At 69.7% G+C, this 18,068-nt stretch carries 18 protein-coding genes; 9 read left to right on the top strand and 9 right to left on the bottom strand.

Annotated elements, in window-relative coordinates; translation table 11 throughout:
• Nucleotides 1–21 precede the first annotated feature (21 nt).
• From RIN46_RS04695 to RIN46_RS04665, 7 genes are all read left to right on the top strand, one after another.
• On the top strand, nt 22–2,247 hold the full coding sequence (locus RIN46_RS04695) for a WYL domain-containing protein (protein ID WP_309079742.1): 2,226 nt from the start codon (nt 22–24) through the stop codon (nt 2,245–2,247).
• Nucleotides 2,244–2,627, top strand: a complete 384-nt coding sequence (locus RIN46_RS04690) for a hypothetical protein (protein WP_309079743.1) — start codon at nt 2,244–2,246, stop codon at nt 2,625–2,627. The genes RIN46_RS04695 and RIN46_RS04690 overlap by 4 nt, the downstream gene beginning before the upstream one ends.
• 35 nt (nt 2,628–2,662) lie before the next feature.
• The gene (gene tatA / locus RIN46_RS04685; RefSeq protein ID WP_309079744.1) at nt 2,663–2,896 is read left to right on the top strand and encodes a Sec-independent protein translocase subunit TatA; all 234 of its coding nucleotides are present in this window, start codon (nt 2,663–2,665) and stop codon (nt 2,894–2,896) included.
• Nucleotides 2,897–2,956: 60 nt separating this feature from the next.
• Complete coding sequence (tatC, locus tag RIN46_RS04680; protein ID WP_309079745.1) at nt 2,957–3,721, top strand: twin-arginine translocase subunit TatC; 765 nt, start codon at nt 2,957–2,959, stop codon at nt 3,719–3,721.
• A 34-nt stretch (nt 3,722–3,755) separates the two neighbouring features.
• Complete coding sequence (locus RIN46_RS04675) at nt 3,756–6,575, top strand: DEAD/DEAH box helicase (protein ID WP_309079746.1); 2,820 nt, start codon at nt 3,756–3,758, stop codon at nt 6,573–6,575.
• Nucleotides 6,576–6,617: 42 nt separating this feature from the next.
• On the top strand, nt 6,618–8,255 hold the full coding sequence (locus RIN46_RS04670; RefSeq protein ID WP_309079747.1) for an amidohydrolase family protein: 1,638 nt from the start codon (nt 6,618–6,620) through the stop codon (nt 8,253–8,255).
• Nucleotides 8,256–8,643: 388 nt separating this feature from the next.
• Nucleotides 8,644–9,381, top strand: a complete 738-nt coding sequence (locus tag RIN46_RS04665; RefSeq protein WP_309079748.1) for a polyprenol monophosphomannose synthase — start codon at nt 8,644–8,646, stop codon at nt 9,379–9,381.
• Between the two features lie 104 nt (nt 9,382–9,485).
• On the opposite strand, the gene RIN46_RS04660 is transcribed toward RIN46_RS04665, so the two are convergent.
• The 8 genes from RIN46_RS04660 to RIN46_RS04625 all read right to left on the bottom strand — a co-directional run bounded on the left by RIN46_RS04660 (nt 9,486) and on the right by RIN46_RS04625 (nt 15,236).
• Nucleotides 9,486–9,842 carry an RNA polymerase-binding protein RbpA gene (locus tag RIN46_RS04660; RefSeq protein ID WP_309079749.1) on the bottom strand — a complete coding sequence of 119 codons (357 nt, stop codon included), beginning with the start codon at nt 9,840–9,842 and terminating at the stop codon, nt 9,486–9,488.
• Nucleotides 9,843–9,974: 132 nt separating this feature from the next.
• Entirely contained in the window at nt 9,975–10,931 is a 957-nt protein-coding gene (locus RIN46_RS04655; RefSeq protein WP_309079750.1) for an SPFH domain-containing protein, read from the bottom strand.
• Between the two features lie 62 nt (nt 10,932–10,993).
• Nucleotides 10,994–11,446, bottom strand: a complete 453-nt coding sequence (locus RIN46_RS04650) for an NfeD family protein (RefSeq protein ID WP_309079751.1) — start codon at nt 11,444–11,446, stop codon at nt 10,994–10,996.
• A gap of 159 nt (nt 11,447–11,605) precedes the next feature.
• Entirely contained in the window at nt 11,606–12,529 is a 924-nt protein-coding gene (locus RIN46_RS04645; RefSeq protein ID WP_375164260.1) for a putative RNA methyltransferase, read from the bottom strand.
• A gap of 55 nt (nt 12,530–12,584) precedes the next feature.
• Nucleotides 12,585–13,220, bottom strand: a complete 636-nt coding sequence (locus RIN46_RS04640; protein WP_309079753.1) for a peptide deformylase — start codon at nt 13,218–13,220, stop codon at nt 12,585–12,587.
• A 54-nt stretch (nt 13,221–13,274) separates the two neighbouring features.
• A complete protein-coding gene (locus RIN46_RS04635; protein ID WP_309079754.1) occupies nt 13,275–13,850 on the bottom strand; it encodes a dihydrofolate reductase family protein in 576 nt (191 codons plus the stop codon).
• Between the two features lie 190 nt (nt 13,851–14,040).
• Nucleotides 14,041–14,589, bottom strand: coding sequence for a hypothetical protein (locus RIN46_RS04630; RefSeq protein WP_309079755.1), 549 nt, complete (start codon nt 14,587–14,589; stop codon nt 14,041–14,043).
• Nucleotides 14,586–15,236 (bottom strand): hypothetical protein, encoded by a 651-nt coding sequence (locus tag RIN46_RS04625; protein WP_309079756.1) that lies wholly within the window; start codon nt 15,234–15,236, stop codon nt 14,586–14,588. Before RIN46_RS04625 ends, RIN46_RS04630 begins: the two co-directional genes overlap by 4 nt.
• A 99-nt stretch (nt 15,237–15,335) precedes the next feature.
• On the opposite strand from RIN46_RS04625, the gene RIN46_RS04620 reads away from it, so the two are divergent.
• Together RIN46_RS04620 and RIN46_RS04615 are read left to right on the top strand one after the other, a co-directional pair.
• On the top strand, nt 15,336–15,740 hold the full coding sequence (locus RIN46_RS04620; RefSeq protein WP_309079757.1) for a DUF3054 domain-containing protein: 405 nt from the start codon (nt 15,336–15,338) through the stop codon (nt 15,738–15,740).
• Between the two features lie 56 nt (nt 15,741–15,796).
• Nucleotides 15,797–16,075 carry an Lrp/AsnC ligand binding domain-containing protein gene (locus tag RIN46_RS04615; protein ID WP_309079758.1) on the top strand — a complete coding sequence of 93 codons (279 nt, stop codon included), beginning with the start codon at nt 15,797–15,799 and terminating at the stop codon, nt 16,073–16,075.
• A gap of 317 nt (nt 16,076–16,392) precedes the next feature.
• Here RIN46_RS04615 and RIN46_RS04610 read toward each other — a convergent pair whose 3' ends face one another.
• Nucleotides 16,393–18,063, bottom strand: coding sequence for a cytochrome bc complex cytochrome b subunit (locus RIN46_RS04610; protein ID WP_309079759.1), 1,671 nt, complete (start codon nt 18,061–18,063; stop codon nt 16,393–16,395).
• Nucleotides 18,064–18,068 lie beyond the last annotated feature (5 nt).

The raw sequence follows: 18,068 nt of genomic DNA, 5'->3' as shown, positions 1-18,068 counted from the left end.
CTTCGTAGTAACGTGGCCGGTGTGGCTGAACAGAACGTGGACAACTCCGAGCGCTTGCTGAGCCTGCTCAGCACGCTCCTGCAGACCCGCGTGGGGTTGACCAAGCAGCAGATCCGCGCCGCCGTCGACGGATACGCCCACCTCAGCGACGAGAACTTCGAGGCCAGCTTCGAACGCGACAAGGCTCATCTGCGCGAGCTCGGCGTCCCGCTGGACAGCCCGCAGGACGCGGACCGCCTGGGCCAGGGCACGGACTCTCTCCGCTACCGGGTGGATCCGGCCGCCTACCGGCTCCCGGAGATCGAATTCGCCGCCGACGAGGTCCTCGCACTCTCCCTGGCGGCCCGGCTCTGGCGCGATCCGGCCCTCGGCTCCGCCGCGCTGCGGGCGTTCAGCCGCATCACCGGGAACGCCCCGGCGGCCCGCGGCCTGCTTCGCGGCCGCCGCACGGTGGCCCAGCCCGCGGAGTCCGCCGCGTCCGGCCCGGAGGGCGCGCCCGGCTTCGTACCGGCCTCGACCGAGGACGCCGCCTCGCCCTTCGGCGTCCAGATCGCCGCCGAGGAGGTCCTGTTCGGCCCGCTCGCCACCGCGGCCCAGGAACGGCGGGTCGTCGCCTTCCGCTACCGGACCGTCGACGGCGTCGAGGGAGACCGCACCGTCTCCGTCTGGGGGCTCGGCAGCAGATTCGGCCACTGGTATCTGATCGGGCACGACCACGACCGGGACGCCGAGCGCGTCTTCCGGCTCTCCCGGATCATCGGCGGGATCACCGAATTGCGCCCGGAGCAGTGCGCCGTGCAACCGCGGCCCGCCGGCTTCACGGCGACGGGAGCCCTCGCACACCTCGACCCGGCCGCCGCGATGACCACCGCCGTCGTGCGGCTCGCTCCCGGACGCGGGGCCAACCTGCGCCGCCGCGCCGTCGACCCGGGCGCCCTGCTGGACGGGGCCCTTCAGGACGGGGCCATGCCGTCCCCAGCCCCGCCGTCCCCGACCGGGCGGGAGGACGGCGCGAATGCTCCCGGCGACGTCATCGCCTTCGACTACCACGACGGCGAGGCGGCCTCGGCGGAGATCGCAGCCCTCGGGTCCGCGGCCGAGGTCCTCGCTCCCGAGGAGCTGCGCGCCGCCGTCGTCCGCCGTCTGGAGCGGACCCTGGCCGCCCAGCGCCGACCCGCCCCGCATCCAGCGCTGAAGGAGCGGCGTCACGCCGGCCGTGCGCCCGCCACCGCAGTCGCCGCGCGGGCCCTCGACCTCGTGGCGTACGTCCGCCAGGCGGGTGCGCCCACGGTCGCGGAGGCCGTGGAGCACTTCGGGGTGCCCCGGAGGACCCTGAGGAAGGACATCGAACGACTCCAGCTCTGCGGACCCGGTAGCTGGGACTACGGCTCGCGCGTGGACATCTGGATCGATGACGAGACGGACACGATCGTGCTGTCCCAGGACGACGGGCTGGCCCAGCCGATCCGCCTGAACTTCGCCGAGGCATTCGCGCTCGGGACCGGACTGCAGCTCCTGAGTACCGTTCCGGCCGCCTCCGCGGAGGCCGCCGGCCGCGCCCTGGGCAAGCTCCGCGGTGCCACCGAGCACCTGGACGGGCTGTTCGACCTCGTGGCCCCCCGCAGCCGGGCAGCCGACGACGCCGGTCTCAGCGGCCTGCTGGCCGCCGCCGTCGAGGAACGCCGCGTCGTCCGTCTGCGCTACGTGAGCACCGCCCGCGAGGAGATCACCGAGCGGCTCGTCGAGCCGGTGCAGCTGGAGGAGACCGGGGACCGGGCCTACCTGCACGCCTGGTGCCGCCGCGCCGGTGACTCCCGCCGGTTCCGGCTGGACCGGATCGTGGAGGCCGAGCCGCTCGACGAGATGTACACGCCGGGCGAGCGGCACGCCGTCGACCCCGAGCACTACACGCCCCGGAAGGACGACCTGGTGGCCGTACTCGGCTTCGCGCCCCGCCTGGCGCCGCTGCAGCAGGAGTTCTCCCCGCTGCGGACCGGCACGCTGCCGGGCGACGAGCGAACGTTCTGCGAGGTGCGCATCGCCGACCCGGGCACGCTGCGGCGCATGGTCGCCGAGCACGGCGGAGACCTGACCGTCGTCGCCCCGGAGGGGCTGACCCGCAGCGTGACGGCGTGGCTCGAGGAGGCGCTCCGCGTCTACACCGGCTCCGCCGCTGCAACAGGACAACCAACGGATTCGACAGGAAGCGCCGCCGGCCCGGCGGCCGACGAAGGAGTACGGACATGATGCCGTGGTGGTTCTGGATTCTGCTCTGGACGGTTCTGGCGCTGCTGGCGCTGATCCTCCTGGCCGTCGGCGCGGTCTACCTCTTCCGGAAGGCCATGGCCACCGTCGACGCGGCCGGAAGCGCAGCAGAGCATCTGGGAGGCATCCTGCAGGGTGCCGGCGCCCCCGGGCCCGACGAGGCCGACCCGCAGGACGAGGCGGGGGCCCGCGCCGGCGGGCCGGTCGTGGGCGTGGCGGCACTCTTCGTGGATCCGGGGCAGGCCCGGGAGGACTTCGCGGCCGGTCGGGAGGAGCGGCGCGCGGCACGGATCCGTCGCCGCATCGCTAGGAAACGTTCATCCGGCCAGCCGCAACGCTACGGCGATGTCTTCGCCGAGTGACGTAGAATCGTAAACCTACGAAAGGACTATCTCCTATGGGTATTCAGGGCTGGCAGTGGCTCATCATCATCGCTCTCGTCCTGCTCCTGTTCGGGGCTCCCAAGCTCCCCGGCCTGGCGCGGTCGATGGGTCAGTCCCTGCGCATCTTCAAGACGGAGGTCCGCCAGATGAAGGACGACGATCCCCAGGCCGAGCGGGAGGGCCGTGAGGGCCCGGTCGAGGGCCACGTGGTCGACGACCGCGACAAGCCGAACCGCGATAACGCCTGAGCGCGACTCGATATCGACTGATTCGTGGCACTGAAAGGTAGAAAAGATCCCGAGGGGCGCATGTCCCTCAAAGAGCACCTCATCGAGCTGCGCAACCGGCTCTTCGTAGCGCTCGCGGCGCTGCTCCTGGCGACCGTCGGCGGGTTCTTCCTGTACAACCCGGTCATGGAGATCCTGACGCAGCCCCTGCTGGATGCGGGGGGCCAGGCGAACTTCGCGTCCGCCGTCTCGCCGCTGGACCTGATGATCAAGGTGTCGGTCTTCCTGGGTCTGCTCATCTCCTCGCCCGTGTGGCTCTACGAGCTCTGGGCGTTCATCGTCCCGGGACTCCACAAGAAGGAGAAGTGGACGGCGGTCGGCTTCATCGGCACAGCTGTTCCGCTCTTCCTCGGCGGCGTGGTCCTGGGGTTCTGGGCGCTGCCGTTCGCGCTGCTCTTCTTCATCGGCCTCACTCCGGGCAACGCGGTCAATCTCATCACCATGCCCGAGTACCTCGATTTCGTGCTGCGGCTCCTGCTGGCGTTCGGCATCGCGTTCATCCTGCCCGTGCTCATGGTGGGGCTGAACATGATCGGCATCCTGCCCGGGCGCACCATCATCAAGAACTGGCGGATCACGGTCTTCCTCATCTGTCTGGTCGCCGCCATGGCGGCGCCGGGCGGCGACGCGCTGACCATGTTCGTCCTCGCCGGCCCGCTGCTGCTGCTCTTCGCGGCGGCGACCGGGTTCTGCCTCTACAACGACAAGCGGCGGGCCAAGCGGGCGGCCGATCTGGCGGAGGAGTACGAACGGTCCGCGCAACGGGCCAGCGACCTGCCGGAGTAGACCACACCCGACTCGAAGGAGGCGACAGCGCACCATGGGATCGCCCGCCGAACGATATGCCGCCGCGAAGCAACGGGCCGCGGAGGCCAGGACCGAGCTCTTCGGGTTCCGCCGCGGCCTCGGATTCGAGCTCGATCCCTTCCAGATCGAGGCCTGCGAGGCCGTCGAGGCCGGCCGCGGGGTCCTCGTGGCCGCGCCCACCGGCGCAGGGAAGACCGTGGTCGGCGAGTTCGCCATCCATCTGGCCCTCTCCCGAGGCCAGAAGGCCTTCTACACCACGCCCATCAAGGCCCTGAGCAACCAGAAGTACGCCGACCTCGCCGCCCGGCACGGCAGCGAGCGCGTGGGCCTGCTCACCGGCGACACCAGCATCAACCCCGAGGCCGACGTCGTCGTGATGACTACCGAGGTGCTCCGCAACATGCTCTACGCGGACTCGGACACGCTGGTCGGACTCGGCTTCGTCGTGATGGACGAGGTCCACTACCTCGCGGACAAGTTCCGGGGTGCGGTCTGGGAAGAGGTCATCATCCACCTGCCGGACTCGGTGCAGGTAATCTCGCTCAGCGCGACCGTCTCCAATGCCGAGGAGTTCGGCGGCTGGCTGGACACGGTGCGCGGCGACACCGCGATCGTCGTCTCCGAGCACCGCCCCATCCCGCTCTGGCAGCACGTCATGGCCGGCGGGCGCGTCATCGACCTCTTCGCCGGGGACCTCGCCTTCGACCAGATCGCCGACGATGTCGCGGACGGCCGTGAAACCGACATCCGCGCGATGGTGAACCCCGAGCTGCTCAAGCTCGCACAGCGCGACCTGCGCTCCGGTTTCCGCTCCTCCCGGCCGCAACGCGGTCGCGGGGGACGCAGGCCGGCGGATCGGCGCCCGGACGAGGGCGTGCAGAAGTTCAAGATGTCCCGGCCGGAGATGGTCCTCTCCCTCGACCAGGCCGCACTCCTGCCGGCGATCGTGTTCATCTTCTCCCGCAAGGGGTGCGACGCCGCCGTGGACCAGTGCGTCCGCAGCGGGCTCTCGCTCACAACCGCCCAGGAGGCGGAGGAGATCCAACGTGCCGTCGACGCGGTCGCCTACGAGCTGCCGAGGGACGACCTGGAGATCCTCGGCTTCTGGTCCTGGCGGGAGGGGCTGGTCCAGGGCTTCGCCGCCCACCACGCGGGAATGCTCCCGATCTTCAAGGAACTCGTCGAGCAACTCTTCGCCGGCGGCCTGATCAAGGTCGTCTTCGCCACTGAGACCCTCGCGCTCGGCGTGAACATGCCGGCCCGCTCGGTGGTTCTGGAGAAGCTCGAGAAGTTCAACGGCGAGGAGCACGTGACCATCACGGCGGGGGAGTACACCCAGCTCACCGGCCGGGCGGGGCGCCGCGGCATCGACGTGGAGGGCCACGCCGTCGTGCTCTGGCAGCCGGGCACGGATCCGACGGCGGTGGCCGGCCTGGCCTCGCGTCGCACCTACCCCCTCGATTCGAGCTTCCGGCCGACGTACAACATGAGCCTGAACCTGTTCTCCCAGTTCGGACGCGACCGAGCGCGCTCCATCCTGGAGTCCTCCTTCGCACAGTTCCAGGCGGACCGCTCCGTGGTGGGGCTGGCCAAGCAGGTGCGCAGTCGCGAGGAATCCCTGGCCGGATACCGGAAGGCGATGGAGTGCCACCTCGGCGACTTCGAGGAGTACGCGAAGCTGCGGTACCAGCTCTCGCAGGCGGAGAAGGACGCGTCGCGCAGCGCCAGCCGCGCGCGGGCCTCTGCCGCGGAACGCTCCCTGGAGCAACTGGTCGTCGGGGACGTGCTCGAGGTCCACGGGCCGCGCCGACTGGGCCGCTGCGTGGTGATCCAGCTCTCCGACGGGCGGGACCCCGCCCCGACCGTGCTGACCGAGGACAAGCACGTCCGCCGGCTCCACGCCGGCGACCTGGACGGGCCCGTCGACATCATCTCGCGGATCCGGGTGCCCAAGTCGTTCACCGGCCGCTCGCCCAAGGAGCGCAAGGACCTCGCCGCCTCGCTGCGCAACGCGGTCCACGACCACCGGCCGCCGCGGCGGGACGCCGTCGGCTTCGACTACGGCCCGGGCGCCCGCCACGAGGAGCGCATCACCGCGCTGCGGCGCAAGCTCAAGCGCCACCCGTGCCACGGATGCGGAGAGCGCGAGGACCACGCCCGCTGGGCCGAGCGCTGGTGGAAGCTCCGCGCCGAGCGGGACCGGCTCGTCGCCCAGATCAACGGTCGGACCAACACCATCGCCAAGACGTTCGACCGCGTGTGCGCGGTCCTCGACTCCTACGACTACCTGCACACCGATCCGGAGTCCGGCGCGATCCACACCACTCCGGCGGGGGACCGGCTGCGGCGGATCTACGGGGAGCGGGACCTGCTGATCTCCCTGGTCATGGAGTCGGGGGTGCTCTACCAGTTGGACGCCGCCGAGCTCGCCGCCTTCATCACGGCCCTGGTCTACCAGGCAAAGCGTGCAGACCCGCGCGTGCACCCGAAGCTCCCGTCACGCCGGATGAGCACCGCCTGGGATACGGCGGTGCAGTGCTGGAGCGACCTGACCGACGCCGAGGAGCAGCACCGGCTGCCCGAGACCGCCGAACCAGAGTCCGGGCTCATCTGGCCCATGTACAAGTGGGTGCGCGGCCAGGACCTGAAGGAGTGCCTGCGCGGAGTGGACTTCGCCGCCGGAGACTTCGTCCGCTGGGCCAAGCAGGTCATCGACTCCCTCGACCAGCTCGCCAAGGTCCCGGACACCCCGCCCCGCTTCGCGGCGACGTGCCGTCAAGCGATCGATCTGGTCCGCCGCGGCGTCGTCGCCTACTCGAGCGTCACCGACTGAGCCGCCGTCGGCCCGGCCCGAACTTCCGCAGAGAGGAAACCCTTGGCCCATCTGGTCATGTACCGCAACGGCTCCGTCTACTCGCCCACGGACCCCTTCGCCACCGCACTGCTCGTCGAGGACGGCACCGTCGCCTGGGTCGGGCAGGAGGCTGCGGCGGAGTCGCTGCTGGACGAGCGGATGGAGGTCGTGGACCTGCGCGGCGGCCTCGTCGCGCCCGCGTTCTTCGACTCGCACGTCCATCTGACCGAGCTGGGCGCATCGCTCGAGCAGCTCGACCTCGGTTCCGCGCGCAGCTCCGCGGACGTCCTCGCGGCGGTGCGCGCCCGTGCCGCTGCGATCCCCGGTGGGCCGGTCCTCGGGTCCGGGTGGGACGAGAGCGGCTGGGACTCGCCCGTGCTGCCGACTGCCGCCGAGCTCTCGGCCGCCGCCGGCGGCGCGCCGGTGTACCTCGCCAGGGCCGACGTCCACTCCGCCCTGGCGAGCGGCCTTCTGCCCGCCGGCGATTCCGCCGGGCTGGGCAGCGCCCACGTGACCGGCGAGCGGCATGCCGAGCTGCGCCGTCGTGCCCTGGACTACGACGACGCCACCCGCCGTCGCTACCAGCGGACGGCGCTCGCCCAGCTCGCCTCACGGGGCGTGGCCGGCGTGGCGGAGATGGCCGCCCCGCAGATCAGCGGTGCCCACGATGCCCGCCAGCTCCTCGAGCTGTTGGACGCGGACGGTGCGGACCTGCCCTTGGTCCGGCTGTACTGGGGGGAGCTCGTCGCGTCCGCCGAGGTGGCGCGTGAGCTCGCCGACTCCTTCGGCCCGCGATTCGCCGGATTGGGCGGCGACCTGAATGTCGACGGCTCGCTGGGCTCGCGGACGGCCGCCCTGACCAGCGACTACGCCGACGCCCCGGGGGAGCGGGGGACGTTGATGCTCTCCGCCGAGCAGATCGCCCAGCACGTGGCGGCCTGCACCGAGGCCCGTGTCCAGGCGGCCTTCCACGTGATCGGAGACGAAGCGGCGCGGGTCCTCGCCGAGGGCCTGAAGACCGCGATGGAGCGTGCGGGCGCCGAGCGCGTCCAGGGCCTGCGCCACCGCGTCGAGCATGCCGAGATGATCGACGCCGAGGTGCTGGCGACGCTGCTGGAGGCCGGTGTCACCGTGTCCATGCAGCCCGGGTTCGACGCGCGCTGGGGCGACCCGGGGGGCCTCTACGAGCAACGGCTCGGGGCCGACCGGGCCGGCGCCATGAACCAGGCCGGACGCCTCCTCTCCGCCGGGGTACCCGTCTGCGTCGGCTCCGATGCCCCCGTCCTGCCGATCGACCCGTGGGGGAACGTCAAGGCGTGCCTGGAGCTCGTGGATGTCGCGTCCCGCATCTCCGCCCGCGCGGCCTTCGTGGCCCACACGCGGGCCGGCTACCGTGCCGCGGGCGTGGAGATCCCGTTCGCGGGGCAGCTGGTTCCCGGCGCCGCCGCGACGTTCGCGGTGTGGAGCGCCTCGGAGCTGATGGTGCAGACGCCCGACTCCCGGGTGGCGGCCTGGAGCACGGATGCGCGCGCTGGCACCCCGATGCTCCCGGCGATGGACAGTGCCGCACCGGAGTGCCTCCAGACCGTTCGGGACGGACGGATCCTCTTCGAAGCGGCCGCCCTCCGGAATGCCGAGCATCCGTCGCACGCGCGGTGACCGTGAATTAACCTGTCACCCAAAGCGATGCTGACTAGGCCGGACGCCCGTTTTCGGTGGTCAACGACAGGTTGACACGGTTCGGTCACGCACTAGGCTGGTGAATCACGGCAACCATCCCGCTACCGCGCTCGAGGCGCCACAGGTGTTGCCGCGCTGGACATCCAGCGTCAAAGGCACGGGGGAGCCCCGACGGCATTAGAAAACAGCTCGATGCCGAATCATGCTGGTCCGAAGCCGTCGGGGTTCACCCCGCTGCCGCGCGCAGACCTACCCGAGGCACCGGTGCCCCGGACTGGGCGACGGCACGGCTCCCAGCGGCCCTCCAGGCCGCTCCCCGTATACTGTGTCACTGGCAATCTCCCCGTTCAGAAGGACACAGACCCGCGTGCGCGTAGTGACGATCATCCCGACTTACAACGAACTCGAGGCGCTGCCGGTGACACTGGCACGGCTCCGCGCCGCGGTCCCCGAGTCAGACGTCCTGGTCGCCGACGACAACAGCCCGGACGGCACGGGGGAGCTCGCCGACCGGATCGCCGCCGAGGATCCCCAGGTCCACGTCATGCACCGCCAGGGCAAGGAGGGCCTCGGAGCCGCCTACATCGCCGGGTTCCGGTGGGCGCTCGAGCGGGACTACGACGTCGTCGTCGAACTCGATGCTGACGGCTCCCACCGCCCGGAGGACCTGCCGCGCCTGCTGGCCGAGGTCGACCGCGCCGATCTGGTGATCGGATCCCGTTGGGTCCCGGGCGGCAGCGTGGTCAACTGGCCCCTGCACCGGAAGCTGATCTCGAGGGCCGGCTCCCTCTACTCGCGGACCATGCTCGGGCTCAGTGTCCGCGACATCACCGCGGGATTCCGCGCCTTCCGGCGCGAGACCCTCGAGGCCATCGACTTCGACCAGATCGAGTCGGTCGGCTACGGCTTCCAGGTCGACATGACCTTCCGCGTGGCGCGCATGGGCCGCCGGATCGTCGAGGTTCCCATCACCTTCGTGGAGCGCGAGCTGGGCGTCTCCAAGATGAGCGGGAACATCGTGATCGAGGCCATGCTCAACGTGACCAAGTGGGGGTTGCGCGCCCGCGCGAGCCGATTGTCGGAGCGCTTCGGCCGGCGCGCCTGACCACGGGCTCGCCCGGACCCTGACGAGACGACAAAGAGCCCCGCACCGACGCGTGAATGCGTCGGTGCGGGGCTCTTCCGCGGGGGCGCTCGACGCGCCCAGCCCTACTTCTTCTGTGCCTCGACGGCCTCGCCGCGGGCGGTGCGCAGCTTCTCGAGGCGGGCCTGGAGGATCTCCTCGAGCTCCTCGGTCGAGCGCCGCTCCAGGAGCATGTCCCAGTGGGTGCGGACCGGCTTCTCGTTCGACTCGTCCGGTCGCTCGCCGTTGACGAGGAGCGCTTCCTTGCCGCTCTTGGACACCCAGGTGGCGGGGATCTCGGCCTCGGCAGCGAAGGTCACGAAGACCTGCTCGCCATCCTCGGTGCGGTACTCGACACGCTGGCGCGGCGCCGGCTCGACACCGGATTCGGACTCCATGCTCTGTGCGCCCAGGCGCATACCGCGCAGACTGCGATCGCTCATTTTTCTCCCTACTGCGTCTAGGAACGCTTGACGACGATGGAGTTAACGGCCGGGGGAGAGATGGAATTCCCCACCGGCTTCTGTCCAGCGCACCAGTATACGGGCTGGGCCGCCCGCGGGTCGCGCCGGGAGTCAGACCCCGGGACTCGGCTGGCCCGCGGACGGCGCGGTTCCGCCACGGCCCGGCGTCCCCTCGGCGTCGGGCTGGATGTTCCCGAGCACGCCCCCGATGCCGCGGAGGGCCTCGCCCACCTCGCTCGGGATAATCCAGAGCTTGTTGCTGTCGCCCTCGGCGATCTTGGGCAGCGTCTGCAGGTACTGGTAGGCCAGCAGCTTCTGGTCCGGGTTGCCGGCATGGATCGCGTCGAAGACGCGCTGAATGGCCTGCGCCTCGCCGTCGGCGCGCAGGACCGATGCCTTCGCGTCGCCCTCGGCCGCCAGGATGGCCGCCTGCCGCTGGCCTTCGGCGGTGAGGATCTGCGACTGCTTGGTGCCCTCCGCGGTGAGGATGGCCGCGCGACGGTCGCGCTCGGCACGCATCTGCTTCTCCATCGAGTCCTGGATCGAGAGGGGCGGATCGATCGCCTTGAGCTCCACGCGCGAGACGCGGATGCCCCACTTGCCGGTGGCCTCGTCGAGCACGCCGCGCAGCTGCCCGTTGATCTGGTCGCGGCTCGTGAGCGCCTCCTCGAGGTTCAGGCCGCCGACGACGTTACGCAGCGTCGTGGTGGTCAGCTGCTCGACCGCCTGGATGTAGTTCGCGATCTCGTAGGTGGCGGCGCGCGGCTCGGTGATCTGGAAATACACCACAGTGTCGATGGACACCACGAGGTTGTCCTCGGTGATGACGGGCTGCGGCGGGAAGCTGACGACCTGCTCGCGGAGGTCCAGGAGCGGCAGGAGCCGGTCCACGAACGGGATGAGGATCGTCAGTCCGGGCCCGAGGGTCCGCTGGTACTTGCCGAGCCGTTCGACGATCCCGGCGCGCGCCTGCGGCACGATCCGGATCGACCGGATGAGGATCACGATCACGAAGATCGCGAGGACGATCAGGACGATCGATGTCCCCAGACTGTTCGAGTTGGACATGGTCTACCTCTTTCTGGATGGAGTGCACGACGGCCTGCGGCCGCGGACCGGACGCCGGGTGTTCATGCTCGGCGCTCCACGATGTAGGCGGTCGCGCCATCGATCCGGATGACCCGCCCATAGGCCCCCGGCTCGAGCGTGGTGTCGCCCTCGATGCGAGCGGTCCAGGTCTCGCCGCCGATCTTGGCGCGGCCGCTCAGGCGCGACGTCGGTTCGAGCACGAGCGCGTCCTGGCCGATCAGCCGGTCGACGTTGGTGAGCTGGTCGGCCGGACTCCGCCGCAGATGTCGGATGGCGATGGGCCGGATGAAGAGGATGGTGACGGCGGAGAGCACGCAGAACACCAGTGTCTGCAGCCAGAAGGGGCCGCCGGCGAGGTCGACGAACACCGCCCCCAGGGCGCCGGTGGCCAGCATGATGAAGTACAGGTCCAGGGACATGACTTCGATGACCGCCAGGATCAGGAAGATCGAGAGCCAGAAGGCCCAGCTGTTGGCGACAATCCATTCAAGCATCGCTCGTCACCGCATCGCGTTCGGGAGGGCACTCGCCGCCCTCGATACCACCATCTTGCCGCATGGCGACCCCCTCGTCTCTCCGTCCTGAGGACGATCTTCGGGTGCCGTGTCGCGTGGACCCGTCGCCAGCGGTCGTCGCCGTCCTCGGTCGCACGGTCACCGACGTCTGAAGGCCTGCACCCGGAACGCCGCCGTCGTCCGGAACGGCGCCGCCGCCGGATCGATCCGCGCCCGGATCCCCGCCCGGTCACTGTGGTGACCTGCAGGCCCCATCATCGCCAAGTCGACGGCGTCGTCCGCGCCCAGTTCCAGTGCCGTCTCCACGGTGAGCGAACCACATTCCTCGAACGCGCCGGTCAGGCGCTCGGCGACCGCGTTCTCCTTGCCCTCGGCGATCCCGAGGAGGCCGAGCACGGCGCGGACCTCGCCGAGGTGATGGGGGAGCGGCGTGACGACGACGACGAGGCCGCCGGGACGCACGACGCGTCCGTACTCGGCGCCGTTGCGCGGAGCGAAGACGTTGAGCAGGACGTCCACGCCGGCATCGTGCAGGGGGAGTGGCTGCCAGAGGTCGCAGACGAGGGCGGTCGTGCGCCGGATCCGGGCCGCCCGACGCATCGCGTAGCGCGAAATGTCCAGGGCGATGGCCTGGACCTCCAGCTGTGGTGGAACGCGCACGGCCGACCCGCAGTGCTCCTGCCCCTGCCGCTGCTCGGGATGATCCCGACGGGTGGCCGTGGACTCGAGGGCTCCGATCACCCGGTCGAGGTAGTAGCCCGTCCCGGCACCGGCGTCGACGATCCGCACCGCCTCCGCGTCCGTCGCGCCAACCGGGTCGAGGTGGCGGACGACCGTGGCCGCGACCTGAGCGGCGAGAGCTTCGTAGTGGCCCGCGGTCTGGAAGGAGGCTCGCGCCGCGACCATCTCCGCGGTGTCCTCGCGGAATTTTGTGCCCCGACCGGTGAGCAGGTTGAAGTAGCCCTGTTTGGCCGCGTCGTAGCGGTGTCCCGTCGGACAGATCAAGCGGCGGGGCTCCTCCGCGCAGAGGAGTGACTCCCGGCACACGGGGCAGGCGAGCATCGTCTGCCGCGGCCGTGGCTGGATGGCGGCCGGCTGAGGCGTGGAGTCGGTCATGTCAGAAGCCCAAGCCCCGGCGCGCCGGCTCGATGCCCGGGGCGGCCCATCGGTCGGCATACTCTGCCGTGCAGGTGAGACTGCGCGTGATGGCCCTGTCGACGTACACCGTGCCGTCGAGGTGGTCCGTCTCGTGCTGGAAGATCCGGGCGGGCCAGCCGCGCAGCTCCCGCTCGACGGATTCGCCGGAAGGAGTGGTGTACCGCGCCTGGATGTCCGCCGGTCGATCGACGACGCCGAGGTAGCCGGCGAAGGACAGGCAGCCTTCGAAGAACACCGCCCGGCGATCGCTGGCCGCGTCGTAGGCCGGGTTCACTGCGGCGAAGTACGGCAGCGGCGAGCGTTCGCGCTGGCGTCCGACGTCGGGATCGGCCAGGACGGCCGGGTCCTCGAGGACGGCGATGCGCACTCCGAGGCCGAGCTGCGGTGCAGCCAGGCCGACGCCGGGCGCCTCGTGCATCGTCGCGCGCATCATCTCCAACAGATGGGCGAGGCCCCCGGCGTCGAGCTCGCCGTCGTAGGGGAGTGCTGGGGCACGGAGAACTGGGTGCCCTAGCTGGACGATGGTCGGCAGCTCGCCCGAATCGTAGGCGTCCATCAGTCGGCGGGCTGGGTCGATCCAGGGTGCAGGGCTCACACGCCCATTCTGCCGGACTCGCACGTGCACCGCGGATTCAGTCGCTCGCAGGGCTCAGTGCACGAGGTCGAGGATCAGTTTCTGGACGCCGTTCGAATAGGCGGTGCTCTCGACGAGCCGGAGATTCTGGGCAGCCTTGTCCGCTTCGCTGAAGTACCGCTTGCCGGCGCCCAGCAGCTTCGGGAAGACCAGCAGGTGGAACCTGTCCACCAGGCCGGCATCCGTCAGGCTGCGCACGAGCTCGCCGCTGCCATGGATGATGATCGGATCGATCGATGACTGTTTCACGGCCGCGACGTCGTCTGCGCTGCGGAGGATCTCGATGCGACCCCAGTCGGAGACGAGTTGCCCGGGATCGAGCGTCGTGGAGACGACGTACTTCGGCATGGCGTTGTAGCGCGGGAATTCATCCTCCATGGAGGGCCAGACCGGTGCGAACGCCTCGTAGCTGCGACGGCCCAGCATGAGCGAACCGGCCTGCGCCTGTTCGGCCGCTTTGAGCTCGTAGGCTTCCTCGACGAAGTCGATCCCATCGAACGTCCACCCGGCATTTCGATACCCGTCCTCGCCGCCCGGTGCCTCCATGACGCCGTCCAGCGAGACGAAGGCAGTGGCAATCAGCTGTCCCATGACTCTCCTCGAGTTGTCGACCGAGAGCCAGACTAGTCGGGTGCGGAACAGTGTGGAAGGCCTCCCTCTCAGCCCAGACATCTGCCGCCGATAATGTACATTATGTCAACTTGAATGTTGGGTTGGCGCCGGTCTCGCGACCCACGGTCCCCGACCGCGGTGAGCGTCGAGGCGACCGCGGCCCCCCCCGTCAGGATCCGAGGAGACGACCGATGCCGTAGCAACCGGCAGCCCAGAGCACGCTGGCGAACGTGCCCAGGATGAAACGCTCCGCCGCGGCATGGTCCTTGAGCTCGGCGAAGCGTCCGAGCCCCTTGACGGCCAGCACCACAGCCAGGCCTTCCGGCCAGCCGGCCCAGAGGGTCGCCGCGATGGCCACACGCTCGAGCAGCCCGATCCACAGCCCGCCCTGCAGGATCCCGGGATTGCTCGGCTCGCCGACCGGATGCGGGGTCCCGTCGGGCCCCTTGAACGATGCCCAGCGGAAGACGGCCTCGGTCACATGGCTGCCGCCGAACAGGGCGGCTGAGACGCTCACGAGGATCGCCGCCACGAAATTGAGCCCGGGGCCGTCGACGCTACCCGCGGCGGCGAGGACACCGGAGGTTGCCAAGAGGCCGATCAGTGCGATGGCCCAGGCCGTCGGCTGGCGCCTGAAGAGCGCTGCGCCTGGCGGTAGGAACAAGACGACGCCGATCAGGGAGATGACCAGCATCAAGAGGGCGGCGGTCAGTATCACAGGGTCTCCCCTGCTTCTCGGAAAGGCGTGTCTCGCCCGGTGGCCGCAGTGGTCACCGGGCGTTCCAGCGTGGCGTGTACGTCCTCTAGCGCGAGGACGGTCAACCGGCGGAGATGCTCGACCTCGTACCAGAGTCCGTGAGCCAGACGGCTGGAGACGGCCTGCTGGCTGATGCCCAGGGCCTGCGCCACATCGCTCTGCGTCTTCCCGGACCGGACGAGCAGGCCCGCCTCGACGGCGGTCTGGGTGCGCCGGGCCGCGACTGCTCCCATCAGTTGGAGCTCCGCCTCGATTCGCTCCAGCTCCGGCGACTCCCCCGCGACTGCGATGTGCCCGCCGGACGTCTTGGCGCGCTCGACGGCCTCCCGCGCATACTCGAACGCGGGGCCCCTGCCGGCACGGGTCTGCTCCGGCATCGGCGTCTCAACGGAACCGACCCCGATCCCCACGCTCCAGGCCTCGCCGGAGGCCAGATCCAGGGCGATCCGGACAACAGTCTCGGCATCGTCCAGGACGCCTTGGATCTCGTCGCCGGCCGTCCGTTCGAACGAGCGGCGCGTCCGTTGCGAAGCCAACGTCGAGAGAAGCTCGGCCACACGATCCGGACCCCGCCGGGAACGCCGCTGGTCGATCGTCATCACGTACATCCCACAAGGATAACAATTTGTATAGCGGCCGACAAGACCCTGAGTTTGTCTTGCTCCCCCGCGCCGCGGACCCGTCGCCGTCGCAACTAGACTGAAGGCATGCGCTCCGCCTGGCTCCTGCTCGTCGATCTCGCACTCGTCGTCGGTTTCGCGGCGCTGGGACGACAGCAGCACGACCTACCCTTGACCCCGCTGGGCCTCCTCTCCACGGCGGCCCCGTTCCTGATCGCGCTCCTCGCGATGTCGGCTCTGAGCCGTTTTCCGAGGACGCACTCGCGCCTCTGGCCCCAGGGCGTGCTGGTCTGGGCCGGCACCGTGTCCTTCGGCATCTCTCTTCGTCTCCTCTTCGGCGACACTGCTGCCGTCGCGTTCATCGTCGTCGCCGCGATCACCCTCGGAGTCCTCCTCCTCGGCCGGCGTGCGCTCTCGGGGTTCGCCCTGCGCCGTGGATCCGCGGAGCCGACGTCCGTTCGTCGTCGGGCACTCCCCCGCACGGACGCCTAGGATAGGCGGAGACGAACCGCCCCCGAACACGGGGTACCGACGAGATCGAGGTTGAGATGGTTACCGCTTTTGTCATGATCAAGGCCCGGACCGACAGCATCCCGGAATGTGCTCAGGAGCTCTCGGAGATCGACGGCGTCAGCGAGGTCTACTCCGTCTCCGGCGACTGGGACCTTATCGCCATTGTCAGGATCCGTCACTATGAGAATCTGGCCGAGGTGATTTCCAACCGGGTGAACAAGGCCAACGGCGTCGTGGAGACCACGACGCACCTTGCCTTCCGTGCCTTCTCGCAGCACGACTTGGATGCTGCCTTCTCCCTCGGGCTCGAGTAACGCACTCCCGCTGCCGAACGACGGACGCTCGGCGTCCGTCCAGTCCTCGTCCCACGAGGCAAGGGGGCGTTCCGCCGCATCACGGCGGAACGCCCCCTTGCCTGTCTCCCAGACTGCCCGGCCGAGCCATGGCCGCAGCTGCCCCGTGCCTGCGATGCCCGAGAGGGTCGCCCGGCGGAGCCACCACTCCCCCCGCCGAGGTCCAGCGCCGGGGAGCTTATCCACCGGTCACTCGAACCGCGGGACGACGAAGGCGGTGGGCAGCCGGGTTCTAGACCCGGCCGCCCACCGCCTTCTCCGTGCCGTGGAGCCTCGGACTACTGGCCGAGCTCCTCGTGAGACCCCGCGGCCACGGCGTGGTGACCGTGGTGCGACCGTGCCTCTTCGAGCTCGGCGCGCGTCACTGGTGCCACACGGTCCTCGAAGAAGAACTTCGAGACCTTGCCGCGGAGCTTCTCCGAGCGGCTGACGTGTCCGGCCCGGTCGGCCTGCGGCGGCAGCACCTCGTACGACTCGAACGACGTGAGCTTGTAGAGCTTGTAGTCGTCGATCTGCTCGTGGCGCTCGGAGAAGGCGCCCTCCGGGGACATCTCGATGATGCCGGCCTCACGGCCATGCAGGACGATCTCGCGGTCCTTGCGCTGGAGCGCCAGGGCGATGCGGCGGGCGACGATGAACCCGAGGATCGGACCCAGGAAGAAGAGCGTCCGGAGCCAGTAGGTGACGTCGTTGAGCGCGACGTGGAAGTGCGTTGCGATGAGGTCGGACGAAGCCGCGGCCCAGAGCACGCAGTAGAAGACCACGCCGGCGACGCCGACGCCCGTGCGGAACGGGGCGTTGCGCGGACGGTCGAGCAGGTGGTGCTCGCGGTCGTCCTTGGTGACCCAGCGTTCGACCCACGGCCACGCGAACATGGCGCCGAGCAGGCCCACCAGGACTAGCGCGGGAACCAGGACACCCATGGCCAGGGTGTTGTCACCCCACGGGAACGGGATGATCCAGTCGAAGCTGAAGTCGCCCAGCATGCCCGGCATCAGTCGGAGCGCGCCGTCAGCCCAGCCGATGTACCAGTCGGGCTGCGTACCCGCGGACACCGGCGACGGGTCGTACGGGCCGTAGTTCCAGATCGGGTTGATGGTGAAGAACCCGGAGATCAGACCGACCACGCCGTAGACGATGAAGAAGAATCCACCGGCCTTGGCAGCGTAGACCGGGCCCACCGGGAAGCCGACGACGTTGTCCTCGGTGCGACCCGGACCGGCCCACTGCGTGTGCTTGTGCACGACGACCATGAAGAGGTGCACCGCGACCATGAGCAGGATCAGGGCGGGGATCAGCATGATGTGCAGCATGTAGAGACGGCCGACGATCGCGGTGCCGGGGAATTCGCCGCCGAACATGAACGCCGAGACGTAGGTGCCGACGACCGGGATCGCCTTGATGATGCCGTCGATGATCCGCAGGCCGTTACCGGAGAGCAGGTCGTCCGGAAGCGAGTAGCCGGTGAAGCCGGCGGCCATCGCCAGGACCAGCAGCACGCCGCCGACGACCCAGTTCAGCTCGCGCGGCTTGCGGAAGGCGCCCGTGAAGAAGACGCGCAGCATGTGCACGGAGACGGCAGCGACGAACAGCAGCGCCGACCAGTGGTGGAGCTGGCGCATGAAGAGGCCGCCGCGGATGTCGAAGCTCAGGTCCAGGGCGGTGTGGTAGGCGACGGACATGCCGACGCCCTTCAGCGGATCGTAGGAGCCCGTGTACGTCGTGTGCGCCATCGACGGATCGAAGAACAGCGTGAGGAACGTCCCTGAGATCAGGAGGATGACGAAGGTGTACAGCGCCACCTCGCCGAACATGAAGGACCAGTGGTCCGGGAAGATCTTGCGGCCGAACTCCTTGACCATGCCGGACGCGCCGACGCGCTGGTCGACGAAGTCCGCGATACGACCCGTCCGGGTCGCCGGCCGGTACTGATGTGAAGGGGTGCTCATGAGGA

Source organism: Zhihengliuella sp. (genome assembly GCF_031178195.1).
Classification (GTDB): Bacteria; Actinomycetota; Actinomycetes; order Actinomycetales; family Micrococcaceae; genus Zhihengliuella.
The sequence above is the reverse complement of the archived record's forward strand: the minus strand, read 5'-3'. Positions and strand labels throughout refer to the sequence as shown.

Coding starts and splice junctions, on each gene's coding strand:
- RIN46_RS04690 (WP_309079743.1), top strand. CDS start 2,244: ATGATGCCGTGGTGGTTCTGGATTCTGCTCTGGACGGTTCTGGCGCTG.
- tatA (WP_309079744.1), top strand. CDS start 2,663: ATGGGTATTCAGGGCTGGCAGTGGCTCATCATCATCGCTCTCGTCCTG.
- tatC (WP_309079745.1), top strand. CDS start 2,957: ATGTCCCTCAAAGAGCACCTCATCGAGCTGCGCAACCGGCTCTTCGTA.
- RIN46_RS04675 (WP_309079746.1), top strand. CDS start 3,756: ATGGGATCGCCCGCCGAACGATATGCCGCCGCGAAGCAACGGGCCGCG.
- RIN46_RS04660 (WP_309079749.1), bottom strand. CDS start 9,842: ATGAGCGATCGCAGTCTGCGCGGTATGCGCCTGGGCGCACAGAGCATG.
- RIN46_RS04655 (WP_309079750.1), bottom strand. CDS start 10,931: ATGTCCAACTCGAACAGTCTGGGGACATCGATCGTCCTGATCGTCCTC.
- RIN46_RS04650 (WP_309079751.1), bottom strand. CDS start 11,446: ATGCTTGAATGGATTGTCGCCAACAGCTGGGCCTTCTGGCTCTCGATC.
- RIN46_RS04645 (WP_375164260.1), bottom strand. CDS start 12,529: ATGCTCGCCTGCCCCGTGTGCCGGGAGTCACTCCTCTGCGCGGAGGAG.
- RIN46_RS04635 (WP_309079754.1), bottom strand. CDS start 13,850: ATGGGACAGCTGATTGCCACTGCCTTCGTCTCGCTGGACGGCGTCATG.
- RIN46_RS04625 (WP_309079756.1), bottom strand. CDS start 15,236: ATGTACGTGATGACGATCGACCAGCGGCGTTCCCGGCGGGGTCCGGAT.
- RIN46_RS04620 (WP_309079757.1), top strand. CDS start 15,336: ATGCGCTCCGCCTGGCTCCTGCTCGTCGATCTCGCACTCGTCGTCGGT.
- RIN46_RS04615 (WP_309079758.1), top strand. CDS start 15,797: ATGGTTACCGCTTTTGTCATGATCAAGGCCCGGACCGACAGCATCCCG.
- RIN46_RS04610 (WP_309079759.1), bottom strand. CDS start 18,063: ATGAGCACCCCTTCACATCAGTACCGGCCGGCGACCCGGACGGGTCGT.